This is a genomic window from Buttiauxella sp. BIGb0471, assembly GCF_024807715.1.
In the GTDB taxonomy this organism is placed as follows: Bacteria; Pseudomonadota; Gammaproteobacteria; order Enterobacterales; family Enterobacteriaceae; genus Buttiauxella; species Buttiauxella agrestis.
Genome location: NZ_JANUEU010000002.1, coordinates 553,544 through 580,132 on the forward strand (window position 1 = coordinate 553,544; position 26,589 = coordinate 580,132).

22 protein-coding genes are annotated in these 26,589 nt (G+C 50.0%); 10 read left to right on the top strand and 12 right to left on the bottom strand.

Annotated features, from left to right (window positions below):
* Positions 1–110: 110 nt before the first annotated feature.
* Positions 111–3,557, bottom strand: coding sequence for a transcription-repair coupling factor (gene mfd, locus M2371_RS09130; RefSeq protein WP_259267499.1), 3,447 nt, complete (start codon positions 3,555–3,557; stop codon positions 111–113).
* 151 nt (positions 3,558–3,708) lie between these two features.
* Entirely contained in the window at positions 3,709–4,782 is a 1,074-nt protein-coding gene (locus M2371_RS09135) for an acyltransferase family protein (protein ID WP_259267500.1), read from the bottom strand.
* A gap of 301 nt (positions 4,783–5,083) precedes the next feature.
* Between M2371_RS09135 and lolC the strand changes: the two genes are divergently transcribed.
* From lolC to M2371_RS09175, 8 genes are all read left to right on the top strand, one after another.
* The gene (gene lolC / locus M2371_RS09140; RefSeq protein ID WP_259267501.1) at positions 5,084–6,283 is read left to right on the top strand and encodes a lipoprotein-releasing ABC transporter permease subunit LolC; all 1,200 of its coding nucleotides are present in this window, start codon (positions 5,084–5,086) and stop codon (positions 6,281–6,283) included.
* Positions 6,276–6,980, top strand: coding sequence for a lipoprotein-releasing ABC transporter ATP-binding protein LolD (gene lolD / locus M2371_RS09145; protein ID WP_172894811.1), 705 nt, complete (start codon positions 6,276–6,278; stop codon positions 6,978–6,980). Before lolC ends, lolD begins: the two co-directional genes overlap by 8 nt.
* The gene (lolE, locus tag M2371_RS09150) at positions 6,980–8,224 is read left to right on the top strand and encodes a lipoprotein-releasing ABC transporter permease subunit LolE (RefSeq protein ID WP_259267502.1); all 1,245 of its coding nucleotides are present in this window, start codon (positions 6,980–6,982) and stop codon (positions 8,222–8,224) included. The genes lolD and lolE overlap by 1 nt, the downstream gene beginning before the upstream one ends.
* Positions 8,225–8,255: 31 nt before the next feature.
* Positions 8,256–9,167 (top strand): N-acetylglucosamine kinase, encoded by a 912-nt coding sequence (gene nagK / locus M2371_RS09155; protein ID WP_259267503.1) that lies wholly within the window; start codon positions 8,256–8,258, stop codon positions 9,165–9,167.
* 3 nt (positions 9,168–9,170) lie between these two features.
* On the top strand, positions 9,171–9,992 hold the full coding sequence (gene cobB / locus M2371_RS09160; RefSeq protein ID WP_259267504.1) for a Sir2 family NAD+-dependent deacetylase: 822 nt from the start codon (positions 9,171–9,173) through the stop codon (positions 9,990–9,992).
* A gap of 313 nt (positions 9,993–10,305) precedes the next feature.
* Complete coding sequence (gene tssI / locus M2371_RS09165) at positions 10,306–12,711, top strand: type VI secretion system tip protein TssI/VgrG (RefSeq protein WP_259267505.1); 2,406 nt, start codon at positions 10,306–10,308, stop codon at positions 12,709–12,711.
* A complete protein-coding gene (locus M2371_RS09170) occupies positions 12,701–13,498 on the top strand; it encodes a peptidase M35 (protein ID WP_172894804.1) in 798 nt (265 codons plus the stop codon). The genes tssI and M2371_RS09170 overlap by 11 nt, the downstream gene beginning before the upstream one ends.
* A gap of 50 nt (positions 13,499–13,548) precedes the next feature.
* Positions 13,549–14,349: a hypothetical protein gene (locus M2371_RS09175; protein WP_259267506.1), complete on the top strand. Its 801-nt coding sequence runs from the start codon at positions 13,549–13,551 to the stop codon at positions 14,347–14,349.
* Between the two features lie 157 nt (positions 14,350–14,506).
* On the opposite strand, the gene potD is transcribed toward M2371_RS09175, so the two are convergent.
* The 4 genes from potD to potA are packed head-to-tail and all read right to left on the bottom strand — an operon-like array spanning position 14,507 to position 18,308.
* Complete coding sequence (potD, locus tag M2371_RS09180) at positions 14,507–15,553, bottom strand: spermidine/putrescine ABC transporter substrate-binding protein PotD (RefSeq protein ID WP_259267507.1); 1,047 nt, start codon at positions 15,551–15,553, stop codon at positions 14,507–14,509.
* A 1-nt stretch (position 15,554) separates the two neighbouring features.
* Positions 15,555–16,334: a spermidine/putrescine ABC transporter permease PotC gene (gene potC, locus M2371_RS09185; protein ID WP_172894799.1), complete on the bottom strand. Its 780-nt coding sequence runs from the start codon at positions 16,332–16,334 to the stop codon at positions 15,555–15,557.
* The gene (gene potB, locus M2371_RS09190; protein ID WP_121815390.1) at positions 16,331–17,188 is read right to left on the bottom strand and encodes a spermidine/putrescine ABC transporter permease PotB; all 858 of its coding nucleotides are present in this window, start codon (positions 17,186–17,188) and stop codon (positions 16,331–16,333) included. Before potB ends, potC begins: the two co-directional genes overlap by 4 nt.
* Positions 17,172–18,308 (bottom strand): spermidine/putrescine ABC transporter ATP-binding protein PotA, encoded by a 1,137-nt coding sequence (gene potA, locus M2371_RS09195; RefSeq protein WP_259267508.1) that lies wholly within the window; start codon positions 18,306–18,308, stop codon positions 17,172–17,174. Before potA ends, potB begins: the two co-directional genes overlap by 17 nt.
* A 266-nt stretch (positions 18,309–18,574) precedes the next feature.
* Here potA and pepT point away from each other — a divergent pair, with 266 nt between their 5' ends.
* Positions 18,575–19,801: a peptidase T gene (gene pepT, locus M2371_RS09200; protein ID WP_259267509.1), complete on the top strand. Its 1,227-nt coding sequence runs from the start codon at positions 18,575–18,577 to the stop codon at positions 19,799–19,801.
* 93 nt (positions 19,802–19,894) lie between these two features.
* Here pepT and M2371_RS09205 read toward each other — a convergent pair whose 3' ends face one another.
* A complete protein-coding gene (locus tag M2371_RS09205) occupies positions 19,895–20,122 on the bottom strand; it encodes a hypothetical protein (RefSeq protein WP_172894791.1) in 228 nt (75 codons plus the stop codon).
* A 398-nt stretch (positions 20,123–20,520) separates the two neighbouring features.
* On the opposite strand from M2371_RS09205, the gene M2371_RS09210 reads away from it, so the two are divergent.
* Complete coding sequence (locus tag M2371_RS09210) at positions 20,521–21,051, top strand: hypothetical protein (RefSeq protein WP_259267510.1); 531 nt, start codon at positions 20,521–20,523, stop codon at positions 21,049–21,051.
* A gap of 62 nt (positions 21,052–21,113) precedes the next feature.
* Here M2371_RS09210 and M2371_RS09215 read toward each other — a convergent pair whose 3' ends face one another.
* The 5 genes from M2371_RS09215 to hflD form a co-directional block, all read right to left on the bottom strand.
* Positions 21,114–22,235: a cupin domain-containing protein gene (locus M2371_RS09215; RefSeq protein ID WP_259267511.1), complete on the bottom strand. Its 1,122-nt coding sequence runs from the start codon at positions 22,233–22,235 to the stop codon at positions 21,114–21,116.
* 70 nt (positions 22,236–22,305) lie between these two features.
* The gene (gene phoQ, locus M2371_RS09220; RefSeq protein ID WP_259267512.1) at positions 22,306–23,766 is read right to left on the bottom strand and encodes a two-component system sensor histidine kinase PhoQ; all 1,461 of its coding nucleotides are present in this window, start codon (positions 23,764–23,766) and stop codon (positions 22,306–22,308) included.
* A 2-nt stretch (positions 23,767–23,768) separates the two neighbouring features.
* Positions 23,769–24,440 carry a two-component system response regulator PhoP gene (gene phoP, locus M2371_RS09225; RefSeq protein WP_034494686.1) on the bottom strand — a complete coding sequence of 224 codons (672 nt, stop codon included), beginning with the start codon at positions 24,438–24,440 and terminating at the stop codon, positions 23,769–23,771.
* 123 nt (positions 24,441–24,563) lie between these two features.
* Positions 24,564–25,934 (bottom strand): adenylosuccinate lyase, encoded by a 1,371-nt coding sequence (gene purB / locus M2371_RS09230; protein WP_259267513.1) that lies wholly within the window; start codon positions 25,932–25,934, stop codon positions 24,564–24,566.
* Between the two features lie 20 nt (positions 25,935–25,954).
* Positions 25,955–26,584, bottom strand: coding sequence for a high frequency lysogenization protein HflD (hflD, locus tag M2371_RS09235; protein WP_034494689.1), 630 nt, complete (start codon positions 26,582–26,584; stop codon positions 25,955–25,957).
* Positions 26,585–26,589: the final 5 nt, after the last annotated feature.

Below are 26,589 nucleotides of genomic sequence, written 5' to 3' on the forward strand. Positions count from 1 at the left end.
TTATGGCGGGGGAAGATGTAGGGAAACCCTGGTGATTTGAAAAGAATGTGTAAATGTTACAAAAGTGCCTTAGGGGAAACTAAGGCACGTTAAGCAAATTAAGGTGCGACTTAAGCCGCTGCGTTCTGGGCTAACTGATGCATAAAGTTACGCACCCATTCCATTCGCGCTTTGCGGTCAGCCAGATCTTCAATAAATTTTAGACGCGTAGGCCCATCCAGGCGGTAATGCTGCGGTTGCTTTTGCAATAAGCCAATCAGCCAAACCGGATTAACATTATTCTTCTCGGCAAACTCAATCACTCCACCTTTTTCATTGCCTTCGATTTTACGCACACCCAGTTTCTGAGCCTGCTGACGCAATGCCGCGATATCTAACAGATTACGCGCCGGATCGGGTAGCAAGCCAAAGCGGTCAATCAGTTCGACTTTCAGCTCGTCAAGCTCATGCGCCGTTTTGGCGCTGGCAATCCGCTTGTAGAATGACAGGCGCGTGTTCACATCCGGGATAAAATCATCTGGCAGTAGGGCAGGCATGCGCAATTCGACTTCGGTCTGGCTGCTGGTCAAATCTTCAAGCGATGGCTCGCGACCTTCTTTGAGCGCATCGACCGCGTTTTCCAGCATTTCCATATACAGAGAAAAACCGATCGTTTCCATTGAGCCGCTCTGGCCTTCACCGAGCAATTCGCCAGCACCTCGGATTTCCAGATCGTGCGTTGCCAGCGCAAAACCCGCCCCTAAATCTTCGAGAGAAGCGATAGCTTCGAGGCGCTTTTGCGCATCGGTGGTCATGGCTTTCGGGTGAGGCGTTAGCAGCCACGCATAAGCCTGGTGGTGGGAACGCCCAACGCGGCCTCGGAGCTGGTGCAGCTGCGCGAGGCCGAAATGGTCTGCGCGTTCAATGATGATGGTGTTGGCTGTCGGAATATCAATACCGGTTTCGATAATCGTGGTGCACACCAGTACGTTAAAACGCTGGTGGTGGAAATCATTCATCACCCGTTCCAGCTCACGCTCGCGCATTTGGCCGTGGCCGATGGTGATACGTGCTTCCGGAACCAATTCCGCGAGTTTGTCTGCCGCTTTCTGGATGTTTTCGACATCGTTGTAAAGATAGTAAACCTGGCCGCCACGCAACACTTCACGCAGGATGGCTTCGCGAACCACAAGGCTGTCGTATTCACGCACGAAGGTTTTCACTGCCAGGCGGCGGGCCGGCGGAGTGGCGATAATCGACAAATCGCGCATTCCGCTCATCGCCATATTCAAGGTGCGCGGAATCGGGGTGGCGGTCAGCGTCAGGATATCCACATCGGCGCGCATCGCCTTGATACGCTCTTTGTGGCGCACCCCAAAGCGGTGCTCTTCATCGACAATCAGCAGGCCGAGATCTTTCATCTTCACATCATTTTGTAGCAGCTTGTGGGTGCCGATAAGAATGTCGACTTTCCCTTCACGCGCCTCTTCCAGAATTTGTGCTTGCTCTTTAGCGGTACGAAAACGCGACAGCATTTCGATACGCACCGGCCAGTTAGCAAAACGGTCGCGGAAGTTGTCGAGATGCTGTTGGGCCAGCAGTGTCGTTGGCACGAGTACCGCAACTTGTTTGTTGTTTTCCACCGCCAGGAATGCGGCACGCATCGCAACTTCGGTTTTACCAAAGCCGACATCGCCACACACCAGGCGATCCATGGCCAATGGCTGGCACATGTCGCTTAATACCGCGTTGATGGCCTGAGCCTGGTCCGGCGTGGTCTCAAACGGGAAAGCATCGCAGAACATTTGGTACTGTTCACGGTCATGCTTGAAGGCGAAGCCTTGTTTGGCTGCACGTTGGGCGTAAATATCCAGCAGTTCTGCCGCCACATCGCGCACTTTCTCAGCCGCTTTTTGACGCGCGCGCGACCAGGCATCGCTGCCAAGCTTATGCAATGGTGCATTTTCTTCGGCACCGCCCGCATAACGGCTAATTAAATGGAGCGACGAAACCGGGACATAAAGTTTGGCGTCCCCTGCGTACGTCAGCATCAGGTATTCAGCTGTAATGCCGCCCGCTTCAAGAGTGGTGAGGCCGGCATAACGCCCGACGCCATGCTCCAGGTGCACAACAGGCTGCCCGGTATGCAACTCGGCCAGGTTGCGAATCAACGTATCCGGGTTAATGGTGCGACGGCTATCCTGACGGCGGCGGCTGACGCGCTCGCCCAGCAGGTCACTTTCACAAATTAACGCCCGGTTGCGCAGCGTGTCGATAAAACCGTGTTCGCTGGAACCCAGCATTAAATAACGGCCTTTATCGGCGACTTCATCGAGCCGATAAATACGTTTCGGGGCAACTTTAATTCGCGCTAACAGTTCGCCTAATGCTTCACGGCGGCCTTCACTTTCGACGGAAAAGACCACGGGGCCATCGAAAGATTCAAGGAATTTTCGCAGGTTATCGAGCGGCGCTTTTTGTTGCGCCTGAACGGATAGATCGGGTAGGGCGTGATAACCCAGGTTGGTAAATGCAGCTTTGTCGGCTAACGATTCTGTTTTGAGCTGAATGCGCGGCCAGTTTTTGAGTTCGCTGAACAGTTCGTCAACGCGTAACCACAGGCTTTCTGGCGGGAGCAGCGGGCGCATTGGGTCAACGCCACGATTCTCGAAACGGGCAAACGTATCCTGCCAGAAACGCTCGGCGTTGGTTTCGATATCACCGGTATTAATCAGCAGCGTATTTTTTGGGAAATAGCTAAAAAGTGGCGGTAATGGTTCGCTGAAGAACAGCGGCTGCCAGTATTCAATCCCCGCCGGGAGCATGCCTTTGCTGACCTGCTGGTAAATATGCTCAGGCTCGCGCTTCACATCAAACTTGTCGCGCCACTGGCTGCGGAACAGTTCGATGGCTGTTTTATCGGTCGGGAATTCGTGCGCAGGAAGCAGGTTAATGGCGTCGACTTCTTCGAGCGTGCGCTGCGTATCAACGTCAAATACGCGCAGGCTGTCGATTTCATCATCGAAAAAGTCGATGCGATAGGGCTGGTCGCTGCCCATCGGATACAAATCCAACAATGCGCCACGGGTCGCAAATTCACCGTGCTCCATGACCTGATCAACGCTGCGATAACCGGCTTGTTCCAGCTGGCTGCGTAGGTTATCACGCGACAAACGCTGGCCTTTCTTCATCACTAACGCGTGTCCGTGTAAATAGCTGTGCGGACACACGCGTTGCATCAGAGTATTCACCGGCAGGATTAACACGCCGCGCTGCATGGTTGGCAGCTGATACAGTGTTGATAAACGTGAAGAGATGATTTCCTGATGCGGCGAGAAACTGTCGTAAGGCAGGGTTTCCCAGTCGGCAAGATTCATCACCATGCTTTCCGTAAACTGGCTGATTTCGTCATGCAGACGCAGCGCATTCTGCATATCAGGGGCGATCAACACCACCGGGCCATTATGGCGCTCTATGATTTCGGCAACTTCAGTCGCGCACGCAGAGCCGGTGAGTTCACCAAGCTGGCGCTGATCGCCAGCTTTTACAGGTAAGGAGTAGCGATAATTTTCAGGCATATCGGATGTCAGAATCTCTCAGGTTGCGCCGTGCTTTGTGGGCAAATGACCACCAGACGCGTCAAGAAGTTGCTTATTATTATCCGCGATCGTTTTGTATTAGCAACACAATCGCACCGCAACCTGGGATTCATCGTCCACAGAGTGTGACTTAACGCGCCTGCGTTGCGGTCACTAATTTGGCTGGCGGCGAAAAGAACATGTCACCAAACGCAGCACGCGATAATTTCCTGAAACCTAATCCTAATACCGTGCAAATCGCCAGGCTGACAAACGGGTAAACCATCAGAATGGCGAGCAAGAGGTTATCGGAAATTCGTCCGGTGCTAATCTGCCCAAGGGTGAACAAACTGAGTGCTTCGATAACGATGCGGTGAGTGGTGTAGATAGCAATCGTATTGGTACCGACGATATTGAGGAACGCATCGGCGCGGCTTTCTCGCCAGTTATCGAGCACATAAAACAGCTTCATGATGACAAAAATTGAGACCAGGGAAATCACGAGTGGAACATTGACCAGATACAACGCCACTGAAACCAGTGCGGCAGCGACACAAATCAGGGGATGCTGACGAAGGTTAAATTCTTTCATTGCCGTCATTAATTGCGTACCGAACCACGCGCCCAGCCCGTAATAACACATATTACGCACCACGCTGTTCATGCCCCACCAGGGTAGTGGCGCAAAGCTAATCACCACGTTGATTGCCAACAACATCAATATGACCGGGACTCTGAATTGACGCAGGCTTTTGAACACCAGGAAATAAAGTACTAACGCATAAAGATACCAAAGGCTGGTGCTGGCTTTTGCCATGCTGGTAGCAAACTGGATTAGGGTTTCTGAATATGCCGCGTTAGAGGTCGGGTTACGTACCAGATCCGGCGCCAGCCACTGATTGATTAACGAAATTCCCAGCCACTGCAAAACTCCCCACAACAGCAAAACGTAAAAAATATTCCACAGGCGCTTATCAATACAATCGCGCCATTGCACGGCGTCGATATAACGGGTTATCAAAAAGCCAGAGATAAAGAAGAACACCGGCATCCGGAAGGGGGCCAGATACAAGTTAAGGTAAATCCAGCTTTTAGCGACGTATTCCGGGAATCCGGTCTGGAACTGAACCAGGTGGGGATAAAAGGTGATCACTGAGTGGTAAATTACGACCAGGCAAATGCACAGCCCTTTGATATGATTTATCCACAATTGTTTGTTTTTCATGCGCCAGTAGTTTCTTCTGTTGCCCTGTATTGGCCTTCAGGGTGGAAGATTGCCCGGCATTTTTTTACCTGAATTGTCTGTTTTTGTAAGAATCTGGCGCATTTAGGAAATTCCGCAGGAACAATTTATCACCGCTTTAACGCACCTTTGACTTCGAAAACAAGATGTTATGAGTTTGATTTAACAGGGATTTCGCATGTTCTGAAATATCAAAAAAACGTTACGTTTCATTTACTTGATACGGTATCGCTTATATACTTCTCGCCAACTTTGCATCCGCAACTGCAACAAGACGGAATACATGTATCAACCTGTCGCGTTATTTATAGGCCTGCGCTACATGCGTGGGCGAGCATCTGACCGTTTCGGTCGTTTCGTCTCATGGCTGTCGACTATCGGCATTACGCTTGGCGTAATGGCGCTGGTGACGGTGCTTTCGGTGATGAACGGCTTCGAGCGTGAGCTGCAAAACAACATTCTTGGGCTAATGCCACAAGCGATCATCACTTCGCCCGGCGGCTCGATTAACCCTGAAACTCTCCCTGCTAAAGATCTCAAACTCGAAGGTGTCACGCGTATTGCGCCCGTGACCACTGGCGATGTCGTGCTACAAAGCGCGCGCAGTGTCGCGGTCGGCGTGATGTTGGGCGTGAAACCGGAAGAAAAAGATCCCCTTTCGCCGTTTCTGGTGAACGTGAAACAAACTGACCTGGTCGCCGGGAAATACAACATCATTCTCGGTGAACAACTTGCTGGGCAACTGGGTATTAAACGCGGTGACAGTATCCGCGTCATGGTGCCGTCAGCGAGCCAGTTCACGCCGATGGGCCGTTTGCCAAGCCAACGTCTGTTTACGGTCATTGGTACATTTGCGGCCAGCAGTGAAGTCGACGGCTACCAGATGCTGGTGAACCAGCAAGATGCCTCACGTCTGATGCGCTACCCGGCAGGCAATATCACCGGCTGGCGTTTGTGGCTGGCTGAACCGCTGAAAGTAGACGTTTTAAGCCAACAAATGTTGCCGCCAGGCACCGAATGGAAAGACTGGCGCGAGCGTAAAGGCGAGCTATTCCAGGCCGTGCGCATGGAAAAGAACATGATGGGCCTGCTGTTAAGCCTGATTGTGGCCGTCGCTGCATTTAACATCATTACTTCTCTTGGCCTGCTGGTAATGGAAAAACAGGGCGAAGTCGCCATTCTTCAAACCCAGGGATTAACACGTCGCCAAATCATGGCGGTGTTTATGGTGCAAGGGGCGAGCGCAGGTGTGATTGGCGCTTTGTTGGGCGCATTATTAGGCGCTTTGCTTGCCAGCCAACTGAACAATTTGATGCCGATTATTGGCGCGTTGCTGGATGGCGCCGCGCTGCCTGTCGCTATTGACCCTGTACAAGTGATTGTGATTGCGATTATTGCTATGGCTGTCGCACTGTTATCCACGCTTTACCCGTCGTGGCGTGCTGCCGCGACACTTCCCGCTGAGGCTTTACGTTATGAGTAATTCTGTCCTGTTGCAGTGTGACAAGCTGTGCAAACGCTATCAGGAAGGCAAAGTGCAAACGGACGTGTTGCATGATGTCAGCTTCAGCATTAATACCGGTGAGTTAATGGCGATTGTCGGCAGCTCCGGCTCAGGCAAAAGTACTTTGCTGCATCTGCTGGGCGGGCTGGATACGCCCACTTCTGGCGATGTGATTTTCAACGGTAAGGCGATGAGTTCTATGTCGTCTGCCGCTAAAGCCGAACTGCGTAACCGCGAACTGGGCTTTATCTACCAGTTCCACCATTTGCTACCAGATTTCACGGCGATGGAAAACGTCGCCATGCCGCTGCTCATCGGCAAAAACAATACCGATGATACGAAGCAACGCGCACTGGAAATGCTTAAAGCGGTAGGGCTTGATCACCGTAGTAATCACCGTCCGTCTGAGCTTTCGGGCGGCGAGCGTCAGCGTGTGGCAATTGCCCGTGCGCTGGTGAATAACCCACGCCTGGTGCTGGCAGATGAGCCAACCGGTAATCTTGATGCGCGTAACGCTGACAGCATCTTCGAGTTATTGGGCGAGCTGAATGTGCGTCAGGGAACCGCGTTTTTAGTGGTCACTCACGACCTGAAACTGGCTAAGCGCATGTCTCGCCAGTTAGAAATGCAAGATGGTCGCCTGAGTCATGAGCTGACTTTGATGGGAGCCGATTAATGGCGTCGCCTCTGTCAATGCTGATTGGTTTACGTTTTAGCCGCGGGCGTCGCCGTAGCGGCATGGTGTCACTGATATCTGTTATTTCAACTTTAGGCATCGCGCTGGGTGTGGCGGTGTTGATTGTCGGCCTGAGTGCGATGAACGGCTTCGAGCGCGAGCTGAATAACCGCATTCTGGCGGTGGTTCCGCACGGCGAAATTGAGCCGGTGAATCAGCCATTCCACGACTGGAGCGGTGTTTTACAACGCGTTGAGAAAGTGAAGGGCATTGCCGCCGCAGCACCGTACATCAACTTTACCGGGCTGGTGGAAAGCGGACCTAATCTGCGTGCCATTCAGGTGAAAGGTATTGATCCTGCTCAGGAAGTTCGTCTGAGCGCGTTACCGCAATATGTGCAAAACAATGCTTGGCAGAACTTTAAAGCCGGGCAGCAACAAATCATTATCGGTAAAGGCGTTGCCGACGCCCTGAAAGTGAAGCAGGGCGACTGGATCTCCATCATGATCCCAAATAGCGATGGCGGCACGAAACTCTTGCAGCCAAAGCGTGTTCGCCTCCAGGTTGAAGGTATTCTGGCTCTTAGCGGGCAGCTCGATCATAGCTTTGCAATGGTGCCAATGGCGGACGCCCAGAGTTATTTAGACATGGGCGACAGTGTCACGGGTATCGCTATTAAGGTTAACGATGTCTTTAATGCTAACCAACTGGTGCGCGATGCGGGTGAAGTCACTAACGCATACGTTTATATCAAAAGCTGGATTGGCACTTACGGCTATATGTACCGCGACATTCAAATGATTCGCGCCATCATGTATCTGGCGATGGTGCTGGTGATTGGCGTGGCCTGTTTTAACATCGTCTCCACGCTGGTGATGGCGGTGAAAGACAAGAGCAGCGACATTGCGGTGTTGCGAACGCTTGGGGCAAAAGACGGTTTGATTCGCGCAATTTTCGTCTGGTACGGCTTGCTGGCGGGGCTATTTGGCAGCGTGAGTGGCGTGATTGTCGGCGTGCTGGCTTCATGGCAATTGACCAATATCATTCGCGTGATTGAAAAACTCATCGGTCACCAGTTCCTGTCCGGCGACATCTACTTTATTGATTTCCTGCCATCAGAACTTCATTGGCTGGACGTATTTTATGTCTTGATCACAGCGTTGTTACTGAGTTTACTCGCCAGTTGGTATCCGGCTCGCCGAGCCAGTAATATCGATCCAGCGCGCGTGCTGAGTGGGCAATAAATTCTAAAAAACTGAGGGGAGCAGCAAAGCAATGTATTACGGATTTGACATTGGCGGCAGCAAGATGGCTCTTGGAGTTTACGATAGTGAACGTCGTCTGCAATGGGAAAAACGCCTTCCCACCCCGCATGACAGTTATGAGAACTTTTTAACCACCATCGCTTCCATGGTTGAAGAAGCGGATAGCCGTTTCGGTATTAAAGGCTCGGTGGGCATTGGTATTCCCGGCATGCCAGTCACGGACGATGGCACGTTATATGCGGCGAATGTTCCCGCAGCCAGCGGCAAGCCGGTGCAGGCCGACCTGAGCGCAATGCTCGGGCGTGAGGTGCGGATGGATAACGACGCCAACTGTTTTGCGCTCTCTGAAGCCTGGGATGATGAGTTCCGCCATTATCCTGTGGTGATGGGGCTGATTCTCGGCACTGGCGTCGGTGGCGGAATTATCGTTAACGGTAAATCGATTACCGGGCGTAACTACATTACTGGCGAATTTGGTCATACCCGTTTGCCGGTTGACGCGCTGAATGTGCTGGGCCGTGACATCCCCCTGACACGCTGCGGCTGCGGTCAGCATGGCTGTATCGAAAACTATCTTTCAGGCCGTGGATTTGCGTGGGTTTACCAACACTTCTACTCTGAAGCACTGGATTCCAAAGAAATTGTTGCCCGTTATCGTGCGGGCGATGATAAAGCGATTGCCCACGTTGACCGTTTTGTTGAGCTGTTGGCCTGTTGCCTGGGCAGCTTGCTGACCGCCATTGATGCGCATCTGGTGGTCATTGGCGGTGGGTTGTCTAACTTTACTGAGATGTATCAGCAACTGCCTGAGCGTTTGCCTAAGTATTTATTACCAGTGGCAAAAGTCCCTCGCATTGAACCTGCACGGCATGGCGATGCTGGCGGTATGCGTGGTGCGGCTTTCCTCCATCTCACGGAGTAAATTATGCTATCGCGTCGTCAACATCGGTTAAGCCGGTTTCGCAAAACCAAACGATTGCTCCGCCAGCGCTTACGTCAGCGCGCTTTTTTCAGAGACAGTCCTGGACCTGAAGCGATGGAAAAACCTCGAGTAGTGGTACTGACCGGGGCGGGGATTTCCGCCGAGTCAGGGATTAGAACTTTCCGCGCCACCGATGGCTTGTGGGAAGAACATCGGGTAGAAGATGTGGCGACGCCAGAGGGTTTTGCTCGTGACCCCGAACTGGTGCAGGCATTTTATAATGCGCGCCGTCGACAACTCCAGCAGGCAGAAATTAAGCCTAATGCCGCTCATCTGGCGCTGGCTCGCCTGGAAGAAGAGTTGGGCGACCACTTCCTGTTGGTGACGCAAAACATCGATAACCTGCATGAACGTGCCGGGAATAAAAATATTATCCATATGCATGGCGAACTGTTGAAAGTACGCTGTGCGCAGAGTGGACAAGTGATTGAGTGGAAAGGGGATGTCACCCCACAAGATCGCTGCCATTGTTGCCAGCTTTCTGCACCCTTGCGCCCGCATGTGGTGTGGTTTGGCGAAATGCCGCTGGGTATGGATGAGATTTACCAGGCGCTGGCAACAGCTGATTACTTTATTGCCATCGGCACATCAGGCCATGTTTACCCGGCTGCCGGGTTCGTGCACGAAGCCCGTTTGCAAGGCGCGCATACCGTTGAGCTAAATCTTGAGCCAAGCCAGGTTGGGAGTGAGTTCGAGGAAAAGTTCTACGGTTTAGCCAGCGAAGTGGTGCCGGAGTATGTGGAACGGTTGTTGAAAGGTCTTTAAAAACAGTGGGTGAGGCATAGTCTCACCCATTCTTGAATCTTCAAATTGTCAGTTTGATTCCTGGAACAGCTTATTTTTTCGCGCAAACACTAACTAACACTCTCAATTTAAAAAGGAGATTTTTCACTCTCGCTGTTCATTTTCATACCTTTCTTTACCCCTGCATATGTGACTCTGCTCACAGTTAATTCATTCAGTTCAGATTACCTTCAATCTCCTTAATCATTGATTTAATTGTATTTATCAGAGTTATGGTTCAATTTCAACTATGTGCTCTGGTCAATAACTCCACGGACAGGAAAGGACTTCCCTCATGGCCACTGACGGCACCCGCTTTACCTTCACCGCCGGGCGTACTCCGGCGGACACCTTTGCGGTGGTGAACTTTAAGCTTAAACAGTCCCTCTCATCCCTGTTCAGCCTGGATATCACAGTGTCCTGTAATGACCCGGCGATTGGCTTTAAAGCCATTCTCGACGAATACGCGTTGCTCACCATCTGGCAGGGCGAGGTGATTAAGCGCCGGGTGCGTGGCCTGGTCACCTTCTGCGAGCAGGGCGACAGCGGTAAACATCAGACGTTGTACCGCATGACGGTGCGCCCGGAGTTCTGGCGCAGTTCACAACGGCAGAACTGCCGCAGTTTTCAGAATTACGACATCCAGTATATTTTTGCCAAACTGCTCAAAGAAATGCGTATCCGCACGCATGACGCCCTGTTCCGCCGCCCGCATCCGGCTCGTGAATTCTGCGTGCAGTTTATGGAATCGGATTACGATTTCATCGCCCGTCTTGCCGCCGAAGAAGGCATTTTCTTCTTCGAGGATGAATATCTCGACGACAGAGACCAGAAGCTGACTTTCACCGATGACCGCTGCAACCTGCGCGGCCTCGGGGCTTTCCCGTACAACCCCAATGCCGCCTCGGAATCGTCCACGTACTGCATCAACACCTTTTGCCGCAGCGCGCAAATCCGCCCGGCCAAAGTCACTACCCAGGATTACACCTTCACCGCCCCCAACTGGCAGGCACAGTACCAGGAAGAAGGGGCAGACCTGTCGTATCAGCGCCCGGACTATGAAATCTTTGACTATCCGGGGCGTTTTAAGGATGAACAGCACGGAGCGGATTTTGCTAAATATCAGATGGACGGCTGGCGCAATAACGTCGATTTTGCCCGCGGCACCAGTAATTGCCCGCAGTTACAGCCGGGGCGCTGGTTCACCCTCACCGACCATCCGCGGGAAGATTTAAACAGCCCGTGGCAGGTGGTGTCGTGCGAGATGAGCGGCAACCAGCCGCAGGCGCATATCGGCAATGCCGGCCAGGGCACCACGCTCACCAACAGTTTTCATGTTATCCCGGCTACGCAGACCTGGCGACCGGCACCGCTACCGAAACCGCTGGTGGACGGCCCGCAAATCGGCATTGTCACCGGCCCTGCCGGGGAAGAAATCTACTGCGACGAGCACGGGCGGGTGACGGTGAAATTTGCCTGGGACCGCTATAACAAAAGCAACGAGGAAAGCTCGTGCTGGGTGCGTGTCTCGCAGGCGTGGGCAGGCACCGGCTTCGGCAACATCGCCATCCCGCGCGTCGGCCAGGAAGTGATTGTCGATTTCCTCAACGGCGACCCCGACCAGCCAATTATCACCGGGCGGACGTATCACGCTGCCAACCGCGCACCGGGCGACCTGCCGGGGACTAAAACCCGGATGGCGATACGCTCGCAGACGTATAAGGGTAATGGATACAACGAACTGATGTTTGAGGACCAGACCGGCCAGGAGCTGCTGTCGATGCATGCCCAGAAGGACATGAAAACGGTGGTGCTCAATAACCGCGATACGAATGTGAAAGTCGACCACAGTGAAACCATTGGCCATAACCAGGAGGTCACGGTCGGCCTGGGGCAGACGGTGAAAATCGGCAAGGAAAATGCTGCCGGACATGACCAGAAAATCACCGTGGCGCACGACCGCAGCATCACCGTACGCAATGACCAGACGCTGAAAGTCATCCGCGACCGGACGGTAAACAGCGGCCGCGATGACAATCTGTATGTGGAGCGCGACCGCAAAGTCACGGTAAAAGGCAATCAGGAACACAACACCACAAAAGACCATATCAGCCTGGTGAAGGGCAGTCACAGCCTGGAAGTGAAAGGCGAGCTGGCGCAGAAAGTGGCGGGTGCGCTGGGTGTGGATGCGCAGGGCGATATCGTGTTGCAGAGCGGGAGCAAAATCACGCTGCAAGTGGGGAGTTCGTTTGTGGTCATCCACCCCGGCGGTATCGACATCGCCGGGCTGAAAATCAATCTCAACGGTGGGGGAAGTCCGGGAGCGCCTGTGAAGACCCGGCAGGCGGTGGTACTGAGCCGTTTGAGTGATGAGGATTATTCAGGATCTGTGCCGCCGGAAGATGAGGATGGGAGCGGTGGCTCCGCTGGTGGCGATGGTTCAGGGGAGCAGGATGAGCCGAAAGATGAGGATGAATCAAGGGAATATAATATGAAATTTCATTTTACAGATGATGATGGAGTGCCATATGCAAGTACTCGTTATATTGCTCAATTTGAGGATGGAACGCAGTTTCAAGGTATTACTGACAAAGATGGATATACAGAAAATTATATTACTGATGTCAGAAAGAAAATAACCATTGAGTTATTAATGGCAGAAGGTGATGATTTTAACCCTAGAGAGCATTATGGACGATAAAAAAACTACAAGTGCATATACAAGTAATATTCCAGTCGAGTGCGTAACACATCAGGAGATTACAGATAAATTTAAAATAATGATTCGTAAAGCACTTAAAGCAACAAAAATGGTTTTGTTAGAGAGATGTGATGATCTTTTACATTGGAGTAAGGAGGATAAGAATGAATTCCGTACAATATTTGGATTTGATGGAGATAACTATGTAAATGTCAAGAAGTATGGAGAGAATACAGGAAGACAGATAAAAGCAAGGTTTTTAATGGCTGATGGCATTAGGCGTCTAATGGTAATAGCAAATGAGCTCAATCTGGATAGTTTTAAGAATTATACTAAATGTGAGCGTTTTGCTGCTTTTGTTAGTCCGGATCTTGATCCCCCCTACATTATCAACATAGGTGCACACTTTGAATCAAGAAAAGGGAGTAAAATTCTTGTTACAGGTAACGATTCTCATGTAAGTACAATTTGTCATGAAATATCACATATTATTAAATATTGGAAGGATAATTCTAAAGGAGGAATGTGGACTCAAGATTATACGGCTGCTAATAAATTTTCAACAAGTGATAAAGATGAGGTTAGTTATGAGAAGCATGTATTAGTAGCGCAACAACTAGTAGATGCTAAGGAGGAGCAGTTATTTGAAAATGCTTATAATATTGAAAGATACTTCTACATAAAATTAAATGATAATGATATAGATGCAAAGGATGAAGACTTGTTGAATAGTGATATAGTTTCAAGAATAGGATTGCTGGAGGAATATGTGGGGTCAATATTGTAGAAAGTAAAAATCTGGTAAGTTGAATTTCATTCCTATGTTGGGGTTTTTAAATGGTTATTTTAATTCGCGTATTAATCTACATTATTTTTTTCTCATTGTCGTATCAGTCCTTCGCTAGTGAAAGTATTTATGCCAAAAGTTACAGGTTTGGTTCTGAACGAAGAAGTAGCGATGGAAAACCGATCATCTACCCCTCCTCTAATTTACCTGAGTATGAGGTGTCGGCTAAAAATCTTGAGCAGGATATAAATGTAAAATTACATGTTAAACAACTATCTGATAGTGTTTTGGCTACACTTGTTTTTCACAACAATAGCGTTCAATCATATTTTATTCCGAAATTATATTACCCAATGCAGTTGGAGGACGGGAAAGGAAGGACGCGTGATGCTTTATGTGGTGAAAAATTCATCGTGACAAGTAAGAATATCAGACTGGATTATTTAAGTGGATCTTGCCCATTTGATTTTAGCCCGAAAATTTCTGACTGGATAGAAATCCAGCCGACACAAAGCATCTCTATAGAGTTTAACCTAAGTGATATGTATGCATTTTTGCCAAATGATAATAGTTATGCTATAAAAACTTTTGATTATAAAATAGTTAACAGAAATTGGTTCGTATTGCAAAATATTAACGAGACTTTTTTATCATTAACAGAAAAAAAAGTGGAGTGTATGTTTGATATAGAGTCAAACAGTGATGGTATGTGCGAGAGGAATTATTCTGAAGGTGAAATGTATTCATTTTTAATAAATTCAATAAGTATTGACAATAATGATTCAGTTTATGTTAGCTCTGGTGAAGTCAGGGCTCATATAGATGGACACACTGTACGCTTACCTTATTGATGAGATAAACTACAGGATGATCATGGAAATGAACTCGTTCATAAAATTAAAATTGAACGGTCAATATTGGGTAATTAAAACGCTTTCGAAGAACCATCTTCACTCTAAAACCAGCTCACGGCTGGGATTAGAGTGAAGGGATACATCAACGCTAAACTTAGCGTCCCGCTTTCAATTTCTGATAGTAATTCTCATAAATCGTGCTGGCGTCGCCGACATCGTTCTGCCACTCACCATTTTTCAGCACCGCTTCATCTGGATAAAGCGTTTTATCGCCGGAGACTTGTTTAGGCAGCAATTTGCGTGCTTCAAGGTTTGGCGTCGGGTAGCCGATAGTTTCTGCTACCTGTTTTGCTATTTCCGGGCGCAGCAGGAAGTTAATCAATTTCAACGCGCCGTCTACGTTTTTGGCATTTGCCGGAATAGACAAGTTATCCATCCAGAAAATCCCGCCTTCTTTCGGCCAGATAATTTCCAGCGGAGTGCCAGCCTGGCGGGCAACATATGCAGAGCCATTCCACACCATACCGAGATTCACTTCGCCTTCCATATACGGGTTGGCTGGGTTATCCGAGTTGAATGCCGCGACGTTTGGCATCAGCTTTTGAAGCTCGTGATAAGCCGCTTCAATCTCTTTCGGATCAGTAGTGTTACCGGAATAACCGAGCTTACGCAGCGCGATCTGAAACACTTCGCGCGCATCATCGGTCAGCAACAGGCTTTGCTTATATTCTGGTTTCCACAAATCGGCCCAACTGGTCACTGTTTTCGGGTCGATAGCATCACTGTTTACACCAATGGCCGTCGCGCCCCAAATATAGGGAATGGAGTAGTCGTTATTCGGATCAAAGGGCTTATTAAGCATTTCAGGATCGAGGTTTTTGAAATTGCTCAGTTTGCTTTTATCGATCTTCTGGATCATGCCTTCTTTGCGCATTTTCGCCACAAAGTAAGTTGATGGCACAACCAAATCATACGCACCGTCTTTATACGTTTTGAGCTTGGCGTACATAGTTTCATTCGATTCGTAAGTCGAATAAATCACCTTGATGCCGGTTTCTTTGGTGAACTGTTCAAGCAGGCCTGGCGGCACATACTCGGTCCAGTTATAGAAGTAGAGCGTTTTGCTGTCGTCGGCATGCGCAGCGCCCATACCGAGCGTCAGAATGCCAGCAGCGAGCAGGTGGCGTGGCCATTTAGTCATTTTAATGTCCCCTGGTTTTATCACGAAGAATAAGCTGACTGGCAATGACCAGGACCAGCGAGAGTACTAACAAAATGGTGGCAAGTGCGTTCACCTCTGGTGAGACACCTACCTTCACCATTGAGTAAATCTTCAACGGTAAAATTTCATAACTTGGGCCGGTCACAAAAGATGAAACGACTACGTCGTCCATCGAGAGTGTAAAACTGAGTAACCAGCCAGCGGCGACGGCAGGCAGCGCGAGTGGCAGCAGGATCTTGCGCAGAATAGTTAATTCGCTGGCACCCAGATCTTTCGCCGCTTCTAACATGCGCACATCAAACCCTTTCAGCCGAGAATAGACGGTAACGACCACAAACGGCAGACAGAAGGTGATGTGTGAGAATAACAACGACCAGAATCCGAGCGACACCCCGAGCAGCATAAACAGCACCAGCAGTGAAATCGCCATCACGATATCGGGCGACATCATCACCACAAATAGCATACCGCTGACGAACGGCTTGCCGCGAAAACGGTAGCGATAGAGTGCCACAGCGGTCAGCGAACCAATCAGCGTTGCTGCGGTGGCAGAAAACACCGCCATGGTCAGCGAATGCTGCGCGGCCTGTAGCAGGCTGTCGTTATTCATCAGCAAGCTATACCACTTTCCGGTAAAGCCCTGCCAGTTAATGCCGAAACGCGAACTGTTAAACGAGTTAACGATCAAAATGATGATAGGAATATACAGATACGCATAAATAGCGGTCATAAAGCCGCCACGAAGCAGGCGACCTATCATTCTAATTCCACCTTTTTATTCAACAAACTGGCGGCTCGCCAGTAAATCAGCAGCATCAGGCCCATCACTAACGTAAGTGTAATGCTGGTTGCTGCCCCAAACGGCCAGTCGCGGATGTTCAGGAACTGGCTCTTAATCACGTTGCCAATTAACAAGTTTTTCGCCCCGCCCATTAAGTCGGAGACGTAAAACAGGCCCATCGCAGGCAGCATCACTAATAAGCAGCCAGCAATAATGCCCGGCATGGTGAGCGGAATAATAATGCGGATAAAGGTCTGAAGTTTGCTGGCCCCTAAATCCCGCGCCGCTTCCAGCAGCGGCTTATCAAGCTTTTCAATGCTCGAGTACAGCGGCATTACCATAAATGGCAGCAGGATATACACAAGGCCAAGAATGACGGCGCTTTCGGTGTACATAATACGAATCGGTGTATCTATCACGCCGAGCCACAGCAAGAACGCGTTCAGATAGCCTTTGGTGCTGAGGAAAATTTTCAGCCCATAAATGCGAATTAACGAGTTGGTCCAGAAGGGGACAATCAGTAAAAACAGCAGCAGCGGGCGCACCCGTTCGGGTAAACGTGCGAGGAACCACGCAAACGGATAGCCAAGCACCAGGCAGGCGAGGGTGGCGATCACCGCCATATTTAGCGAGTGCAGCAAAACCTGCGCGTACAAAGGGTCTGCAAGCCGGGTGTAGTTATCCAGCGTGAAAACCATGCTGACGAAATTAGCGTCATCACGCGTCAGGAAACTGGTGCCGATGATCATCAGATTGGGCAGGAACACGAACAGCACCAGCCAACCGACGATAGTGGCGATCACAAGGTTCTGGAATTTACGCGAGCTCTTCATCTGCCAGCACGACCTCCCAACTTTCAACCCAGTTAATCGACATTTTCTGGTCGAGCGTGTGGTCAAAATCAGGGTCGTCTTCGTTGAAGAATTCGCTGACCATCACCATTTTGCCGTTTTCCAGCTCGACATTAGATTCCAGCGTCATGCCTTTGTAGTTACGCTCCCGCACATAACCGATTAAACCCTCGGCCACATGAGTATCGTTGATTTCTTCAACGCGCAAATCTTCCGGGCGCAGCAGCACTTTCAGATGCTGACCTGTCGTAACCGGCATGCTCGCGTAAATATGGCACTCGCGGCCTTCGACGCTCGCCAGCACGCGCTGTTCATCAACACGTTCGATAACGATCGCATCAAAGATGTTGATTTCACCTATAAAGCTCGCCACGAACAGGTTTTTAGGTTCTTCGTAAATTTCGCGCGGCGTGCCGTCTTGCTCAATGCGACCATCGCGCATTACCACAATCCTGTCGGACATGGTCAACGCTTCTTCCTGGTCGTGAGTGACGAATACAAAGGTAATGCCGAGTTTGCGCTGGAGGGCTTTAAGTTCGTTCTGCATCTGCTTGCGCAATTTGTAGTCGAGCGCAGAAAGCGACTCATCAAGCAGTAGTAATCGCGGTTTATTGACCACCGCCCGTGCAATTGCCACACGCTGCTGTTGGCCGCCAGAAAGCTGATGGGGTTTCCGTTGGGCAAATTCCTCTAACTGCACCATTTTTAACGCTTCAATCACGCGGGGCGTGATTGAAGCGGCAGGCGTTTTCTGCATTCTTAAACCGAACGCGACGTTTTCAAAAACGGACATATGAGGGAACAGAGCATAGCTCTGGAAGACGGTATTGACGTGGCGATGCTCTGCGGGAAGCTGCGTAATATCCTGGTTATCAAGAATAATTTTGCCAGAATCCACGCTTTCAAGTCCGGCGATTAGGCGCAGTACGGTGGTTTTCCCACAGCCAGAAGGACCCAGGAGTGTCAGGAATTCACCATGATTGATGGTGAGAGATAAATCAGAAATTACGGTTTTGCCATCAAAGCTCTTACCTACTCCCGCCAGTTCTACCAGCGGTGAAAGCGAACGTTGCTGTTTATTCAATTTTTTACGCTGTCCCATATAAGACGCATCAAATTGCGGGCTGATGCGGGGTTTGTGAGTAACCACCTTGCGGTTTTGCACGTTAAGTAAGGGCAGGCATTCTACGGCAAACCATTGAAATCGCCAATCCTTGATACCTTAGTGTGGCCTGGATTTGAATACCAATGGGTAACAGTTACCCAATTCACGACTATTTTTAACTCTGGCAGGCTAAAAGTGACCTAACGCAATATTTGCATTTGTGGCTTACTGATAATGAAGTCACAAAAATTGAGGGTAGCGACATGGATAAATTACTTGAGCGTTTCTTACATTATGTCTCTTTGGACACGCAGTCCAAGCCGGGCGTAAAACAAGTTCCGAGCACAGAAGGGCAGTGGAAGTTGTTGCGGTTGCTGAAAGAGCAAATGGAAGAGATGGGTTTGGTGAATGTGACGCTGGGCGATCATGGTACCGTGATGGGTACACTTCCTACCAACGTCGATAAAAAAGTCCCGGCCATTGGTTTCATTTCCCACGTCGATACCGCACCTGATTTCACGGGTAAAAATGTGAATCCGCAGATTGTCGAAAACTATCGCGGGGGCGACATTGCGTTAGGTATCGGCGATGAAGTGCTCTCCCCGGTGATGTTCCCGGTGTTGCATCAGTTGCTTGGGCAAACCCTGATTACCACCGATGGTAAAACGCTGCTCGGCGCGGATGATAAAGCCGGTATCGCCGAAATTATGACGGCGATGACGGTGCTCAAAGAGAAAAACATCCCCCACGGCGATATCCGCGTTGCTTTCACTCCTGATGAAGAAGTCGGTAAAGGCGCAAAACATTTTGATGTTGAAGCCTTTGATGCACGCTGGGCCTACACTGTTGATGGCGGCGGCGTAGGTGAACTGGAATGCGAGAACTTCAATGCGGCGTCTGTGACAATTAAAATTGTCGGCAACAATGTTCACCCAGGCTCTGCAAAAGGGGTGATGGTTAATGCGCTGTCGCTTGCTGCACGTATTCATGCCGAAGTACCGGCTAACGAAAACCCGGAATGCACTGAAGGTTACGAAGGTTTTTATCATTTGCACGGAATTAAAGGCTCGGTCGATAAAGCGGAGATGCACTACATCATTCGTGATTTTGACCGCGAACAGTTTGAAGCACGTAAACGCAAAATGATGGATATCGCCAAAAAAGTGGGCAAAGGCCTGCACCCGGATTGCTATATCGAGCTGATTATCGACGATAGCTATTACAACATGCGCGAGAAAGTCGCCGAACACCCATACATTATCGAAGTGGCGCAGCAGGCGATGCGCGACTGCGACATCGAGCCCATCATGAAACCGATTCGCGGCGGTACCGATGGCGCGCAGCTGTCATTTAAAGGTTTGCCTTGCCCGAACCTGTTCACCGGCGGTTATAACTACCACGGCAAACACGAGTTTGTGACGCTGGAAGGGATGGAAAAAGCGGTAGCGGTGATTGTCAGGATTGCGGAACTGACGGCGAAGCAGGGGTGATTGGATGGGGTGTTGGTTGTAATTTGTGGTAAGCATCTTATTTCATTGCAATAAAAATGAGGGTGGTAAGTCTACTCACCCTCAAGATTGTAACTAACGATACTTACTTGAAAAATTGCTTTTGACCACGGTACTTATATAACTATTCAAGCCATGTCCTGCTTGAGCGAGTTCCTTCATCTTAGTGACAATTGCAGTACCCGGTTTGTTTTCATCGTAAACGTATTTCCATCCATCCTTGAACTTTACTGTTATAGAGTTGGGAGTCGTTTCATAAGACACCACTCCAGAATTACCGCCTCTATTTGCATAAACTGGCATTTCTATATCCTTATTTGTTTACAGCGAGAGTTGCTGTCCAATAGTTATATTCCTCATATATAAAATTGTTGTTGAGCAAGATCATAAATACAATTTTCATTTTGTATCTAGAGCTTTTTATTTGTCGTATTAATTAACGTTCGGGAATGTTTGTAATGTGTTTATGAATATTGCATTCAAATGGAAAAATAATGCATCCGCAAATTCCCACATCAATTTTCACTATATTGTGATTTGCGCCGAAGATTTTCGGTTTCCAATAATTAACCACGTTTCCACTGTTGACTTATACAGTGCCACTGACTGAAAGTATGGCGTGTATTAAAGAATCGCCCCCGAATGGTGCTGTAACACCAAACGAGGGCTAACCACAACGTAAACTTCACAGGAGTCACGCTATGGCTATCGCCGATAGTAACACATTTGTACGCCCTGAATTCACTGCCGATCAATCCGTTATTGCAGGGAGCATCGCAGCTTTATTAAAAATACCGCTGGGTGCCATGCATGATTTATTTCAGGTTGTGGATATTTGCCAACGTTATGCTGATGAATTAATCGAAGTTCATAATCACGCTGAATATATAGCGTTGTGCGGGCGTTTACTGGCGGGGTTGAATGTACTGAAAGTAGTTTTAAAGACGCCGTTGCCAAAACATCTAATTGAACAATTAACGGTGAATGAAAATAATTTTGCTGAATGCCGCAGTCCAGTTTCAACAGATTCAGAGACCACCTGTGAATATTGTTCTGCATTAACCATGATTTTATTGAACCAGCAAATAATGCCTGAGCAGCAGGAACAGATCAGCGAATTGTTATTTGAATTACTGACTATGCTGGCTGAGGATTTGAAAGCGCCGCGCTTTATCCGCACGACAGACGGGTTGGCGATGATTGGTGGAGAAGTCATTCCTGCCATTCATTAAACGTAGCGTTACCGCCTTCTCAGCCATTAGGTGGCTGAGAAGGCGGGAGAGGGTTAACGATATTAATCCTCGAAATACCAGTAACCGCTGTTAACCAGTGCGGCCAGCATGGCGAGGAACGACGGGTCTTCGAGCGCATCACCAAACATTTCTGCTTTCAGTGTGATGTTGCTTGCCAGTGCCTCAAGAGCCGGGCGGTGTGGGCTGTCAATTTTCTCGCCGTTGACGTAAATCTCATCGGCAATGCGCAGCACGCGCAACCCGCCCAAACGAGTAATGGCGTCACCCTGTTTCAGCGCGTCGTAAATCTCATCAGGCTGATACGGCGGTTCTGGCGGAGCGACGTCAAGTTCGTGGCGTGATTGGGAGACAAACTCACCAAACCAGGTTTTGAAGTGCTCAGGCTGATTGATAAGACCCAGCATCATCTCGCGTAATGTATCCATCTCTTGCGGCAGAACTTCAGCCGGGTGCTGGCGTGCAGGCACGTCAGGGTCGGTATAACGCTGGCTGCCCAGTTCACGTTGCAGCACATAATCGGCAAAACCACTGATAAGCTCGCGGCCGCTTGGGGCGCGGAAACCGACAGAGTAGTTCATCGAGTTTTCCAGCGAGTAGCCTTCGTGTGGGAAACCTGGTGGGATATAGAGAATATCGCCCGGCTCCATTTCTTCGTCGATGATGGCGTCGAACGGTTCAACTTGCAGCAAATCAGGATGCGGGCAGTGCTGTTTCAGGGCGACTTTTTCCCCAACACGCCAGCGACGGCGGCCAACACCCTGAATGATAAACACGTCGTACTGGTCGTAATGCGGGCCAACGCCACCGCCTGGAACCGAGAAAGAGATCATCAGATCGTCAATTCGCCAGTCCGGTAGTGCGCGGAAGGGGCGCATTAGGCGTGCACTTTGTTCATGCCAGTGGTTAACGGCCTGAACCAGTAAAGACCAGTTGTTTTCGCCCAGGTGATCATAGCTCTGGAATGGACCGTGGCTGACTTGCCATCTGCCTTCGTTATGGCTGACCAGGCGGCTGTCCACCTCGTTTTCCATGGCAAGGCCTGCGAGTTCATCCGGGGAGATCGGGTCGATGAAGTTTTTGAAGCCGCGTTTTAGAACCACCGGGCGTTTCTGCCAGTAGTTCGCGATGAAATCGGGCCAGTTTAGGTCGAGTTGATAGTCCATATTATTATCCGGCAGGTGAAGGAGCCTGCGAGGATTATAACGGATGGTGCTGCCGGTTACGGGAGTATTTTCAATCTTCTTCTCGGTCTGGACGCTGGCGCGCAAAAATCACTTCCATCCGCGTGCCACCCAGCTCGCCGCCCGAGGCCTTGATTTGACCATCGTACTGTTCGACGATTTCCCGAGCGACCGATAAGCCCACGCCCTGACCGGGCCGCAAGGTGTCGGCGCGTTGTCCGCGGTCAAACACTAACGCGCGTTTACTCTCTGGGATCCCCGGCCCGTCGTCATCGACGAATAAATGCAGTGTGTCGTCCAGCTGGCGGCCTGAAATCTCAACAAACTCAAGACAATATTTGCAGGCGTTATCAAGCACGTTGCCCATCACTTCCATAAAGTCATTCTTCTCGCCCACAAAGGTAATTTCCGGGGAAATATCGAGCGTGATATTCACACCTTTGCGTTGATAAACCTTATTTAACGCTGAACAAAGGCTGTCGAGTAACGGGGCGACGGGATGAAGTTCACGACTAATCAATGCGTTGTCACCGCGCATGCTGGCGCGATGCAGATAGTAACCAATTTGCTGAGAAATACGGCTAATTTGCTCAAGCATCACCGGCTCTGCGTTCTCAATATCCAGCTTGTTGGTACGCAACGATCGCAGCGTGCTTTGTAAAACGGCGAGCGGTGTTTTCAGGCTGTGCGTGAGGTCGGTGAGAGTGGTGCGATATTTTTGGTAACGGTCACGCTCGGTACGCAGCAGCCGGTTGAGGTTTTGCACGAGGCTGGTTAGCTCACGCGTGGTTTCTGGATTTAACGCGTCACGGTCATGTTTTTCGAGTTCACGTACCTCGCGGGCCAGGGCTTCAATCGGGCGTAAACTCCAGCGCGCAGCGACCCACAGGAGCGGGATGACTAATAATAAGTTGGCGATAAACACACACACAAACATACTCAGTACCGTGTACTGGCGTTTTAACTCGAGCGGAATTGTGTCCACAACCACAATGGTTAGAGCAGGCATTTTCCCCATGGCAGGGTATTTATTGACGGCGACGGAGTGAGTGACATCATCACTATAGTCATCGTCATAAAAATTTTTTAGTTCAGTCTGTAGCTTTTCATCGTTTGCCAGCAAGGCGTGGGTGGTATCGAAGTTTGCTTCAAGCTCGTGAAAACCATTACTGGTGAGCCACTCTTTTTTAATTTGCTGCACGATAAGCGGCACATTGTGCTGGGTCCAGAGCAAGTTACCTTTATCGTCATAGATAAGTGCCATGGTCGGCGTTTTCAGATTCAGGTTGTCTGGAAGGACAACATCCATATGGCCATTTTCAATGCTGGCAAATGTATAAAAAAGATTGCTCTCACCGCGCAGTAAACGGAAAGAGGTTTTATCAACACTGATGCTGTAGCCCACTAATGCCACGACACCGTAGGCCAGTGACAGCACCATGACTACCACGGCGGTCGCCAGTAAAAAGCGAACGCGAAGTGATAATGGTAAAATACGGCCGAAGAATTTCATGGTTAACGCAGATCGAGGCGGTAGCCCTGACCACGCACGGTGGTGATAGCTTCATGGGGATATTCAGCCAGAATTTTTTTACGCAAACGGCCCATTAATACATCAATGGTGTGGCTTTCGCGTAGTTCGGCATCAGGGTAAAGCTGGAGCATTAATGAATCTTTGCTGACCACTTTGCCATTGTTACGAATCAGCGTTTCCATGATGGTGTATTCAAAGGCGGTGAGCTTTATCTGGTTGTCGTTGATCAGCAACTCGCGGCGCGATAAATCGACCTGGAAAGGGGGCAGGGAAATAACCTGTGACGCCAGACCGCTGTTGCGGCGCATCAATACCTGCATACGAGCGACAACTTCTTCAAGATGAAACGGTTTAGTCACGTAATCATCAGCGCCCGCGCCCAGCACTTCGACTTTATCCTGCCAGCCTTCACGTGCAGTCAAAACCAGGATAGGCAAGGTGACATCATGGCTGCGCCAGCGACGGATAAGACTCAGGCCGTCTTCGTCAGGCAGGCCCAAATCCACAACGGCAATATCGGGAGTGTGTTCATTCAGGAAATAGTCGGCTTCTTTGGCATCTTCCGCTGCATCAACCTGATGACCAGCTTCACGCAACTGAACCTGGAGATGGTGGCGTAACAGGGCATTATCTTCCACAACGAGTACACGCATTCGATTTTCCCAGTAAATAGATGGCATTGATAGTTTAACGCTAATTATCAGCCAGGGGGCATAAACCGTGAGTAAACCAGGCGGGAATGTGAAAACGCCACCGCAGCGGGTGGCGTTCAGGTGTTACTTCAACTCGTCAACCATAGTGATGGCGCGGCCAATATAGTTAGCTGGCGTCATCTCTTTCAGACGAGTTTTCTCATCTTCTGGCAGCTCAAGACTATCGATAAACTGTTTCATGCCTTCAGCATCAACGCGCTTACCGCGAGTCAGCTCTTTCAGTTTCTCGTACGGCTTTTCAATTCCGTAACGGCGCATCACGGTTTGAATCGGCTCAGCCAGAACTTCCCAGTTGAGGTCCAGCTCCGCAAGCAGACGGTCACGGTTGACTTCCAGTTTGCTCACGCCTTTCAGTGTGGACTGGTAGGCAATCAGCGCATAGCCAATACCCACGCCCAGGTTACGCAGCACGGTGGAGTCAGTCAGGTCGCGCTGCCAGCGGGAAACAGGCAGTTTGCTCGCCAGATGTTGCAGCATCGCGTTAGACAGGCCCAGGTTGCCTTCGGAGTTTTCGAAGTCGATTGGGTTAACTTTATGCGGCATGGTAGAAGAACCGATCTCGCCTGCGATAGTTTTCTGCTTGAAGTGGTTCAGCGCGATGTAACCCCACACGTCCCGATCGAAATCGATAAGAATAGTGTTGAAGCGAGCGATGCAGTCAAACAGCTCAGCGATGTAATCGTGTGGTTCAATTTGCGTGGTGTACGGGTTCCACTGAATGCCCAGTGAAGTTACGAACTCTTCGCTGAACTGGTGCCAGTCAACTTCCGGATAAGCGACCATGTGGGCGTTATAGTTACCCACCGCGCCGTTGATTTTGCCCAGAATGTCTACTTTCTCTAGCTGACAGAACTGGCGCTCCATACGGTAAGCCACGTTTGCCATTTCTTTACCCATCGTTGATGGGGTGGCAGGCTGGCCGTGGGTACGGGAAAGCAGAGGAATATCACGGTACTGAACCGACAGATCTTTTACCGCGTCGATGACTTTGCGCCAGTACGGCAGCACCACGTCTTTACGTGCGGTTTGCAGCATCAGCGCATGAGACAAGTTGTTGATATCTTCAGAAGTACAGGCGAAGTGAATAAATTCATTCACCGCATGCAGGGCAGGAACCGCTGCCACTTTTTCTTTCAGGAAATATTCAACCGCTTTTACGTCGTGGTTGGTGGTGCGCTCAATGGTTTTAATGCGTGCAGCATCTTCTTCACTGAACTCAGCGACAATTTTATCAAGGTAATCGTTTGCGTTTGCGTCAAAAGCCGGAACTTCCTTGATCGCTGTGTGCGTGGCCAGTTTTTGTAGCCAACGTACTTCGACTTGTACGCGGAATTTCAGCAGACCAAATTCGCTGAAAATAGCGCGCAGAGCGCTGACTTTGTCGCCGTAACGTCCATCAATTGGGGAAACGGCGGTCAGTGAGGATAATTCCATAAGTTACAACTCCAGAGAGGTTAACATTGAGCAAGAATTTGTTTGGCCTGAGCACACAGGCGACTACGAGAAAACATTAACTGCAGGCGGCCACCGCCAACCTGGTGCCACAACACGGCGGCGCGGATACCGGCTAACAACGAGGCACGGACTTTGCTTTGCACCTGCGGGCTTTGCAGCACGGCAGGGGAGCCGGTGACCTGGATACGTGGGCCTAGCGGGCTAATTACATCAACATAAATCCCGGCCATAGCGCTAAGTAACGTTTCGGACTCAAGGTCAAAATGTTCCAACTGACGCTGCAAACCGGCGATGCTCGACCCGAGTTTATCCATCGCACCTTTATTGGCGTAAAGTTTACGCTCAAGGACCATCAGGCTTAAGGTATAACGCGTTAGTTCGGCGTTCAGACCCTGACGATTACTGGCGTTCAACACACCCAGCAAGGTTTCCAGGCCCAGTTTCAGGTTGGCTTCATTGCCACCGAAAACGTCCAGCGTGGAACCTGGATTTTGATCAATAACGCTATTTAACGAGACATGCAGCGCCTCGTTATCGCAATGCCCCTGATGCGCCAATTGCTGAACCAGACGAGCAGACTGGCAGATCCCTGCCAGCGCGATAGTGATGTCATAGTAATTTTTAGCCACCAGGT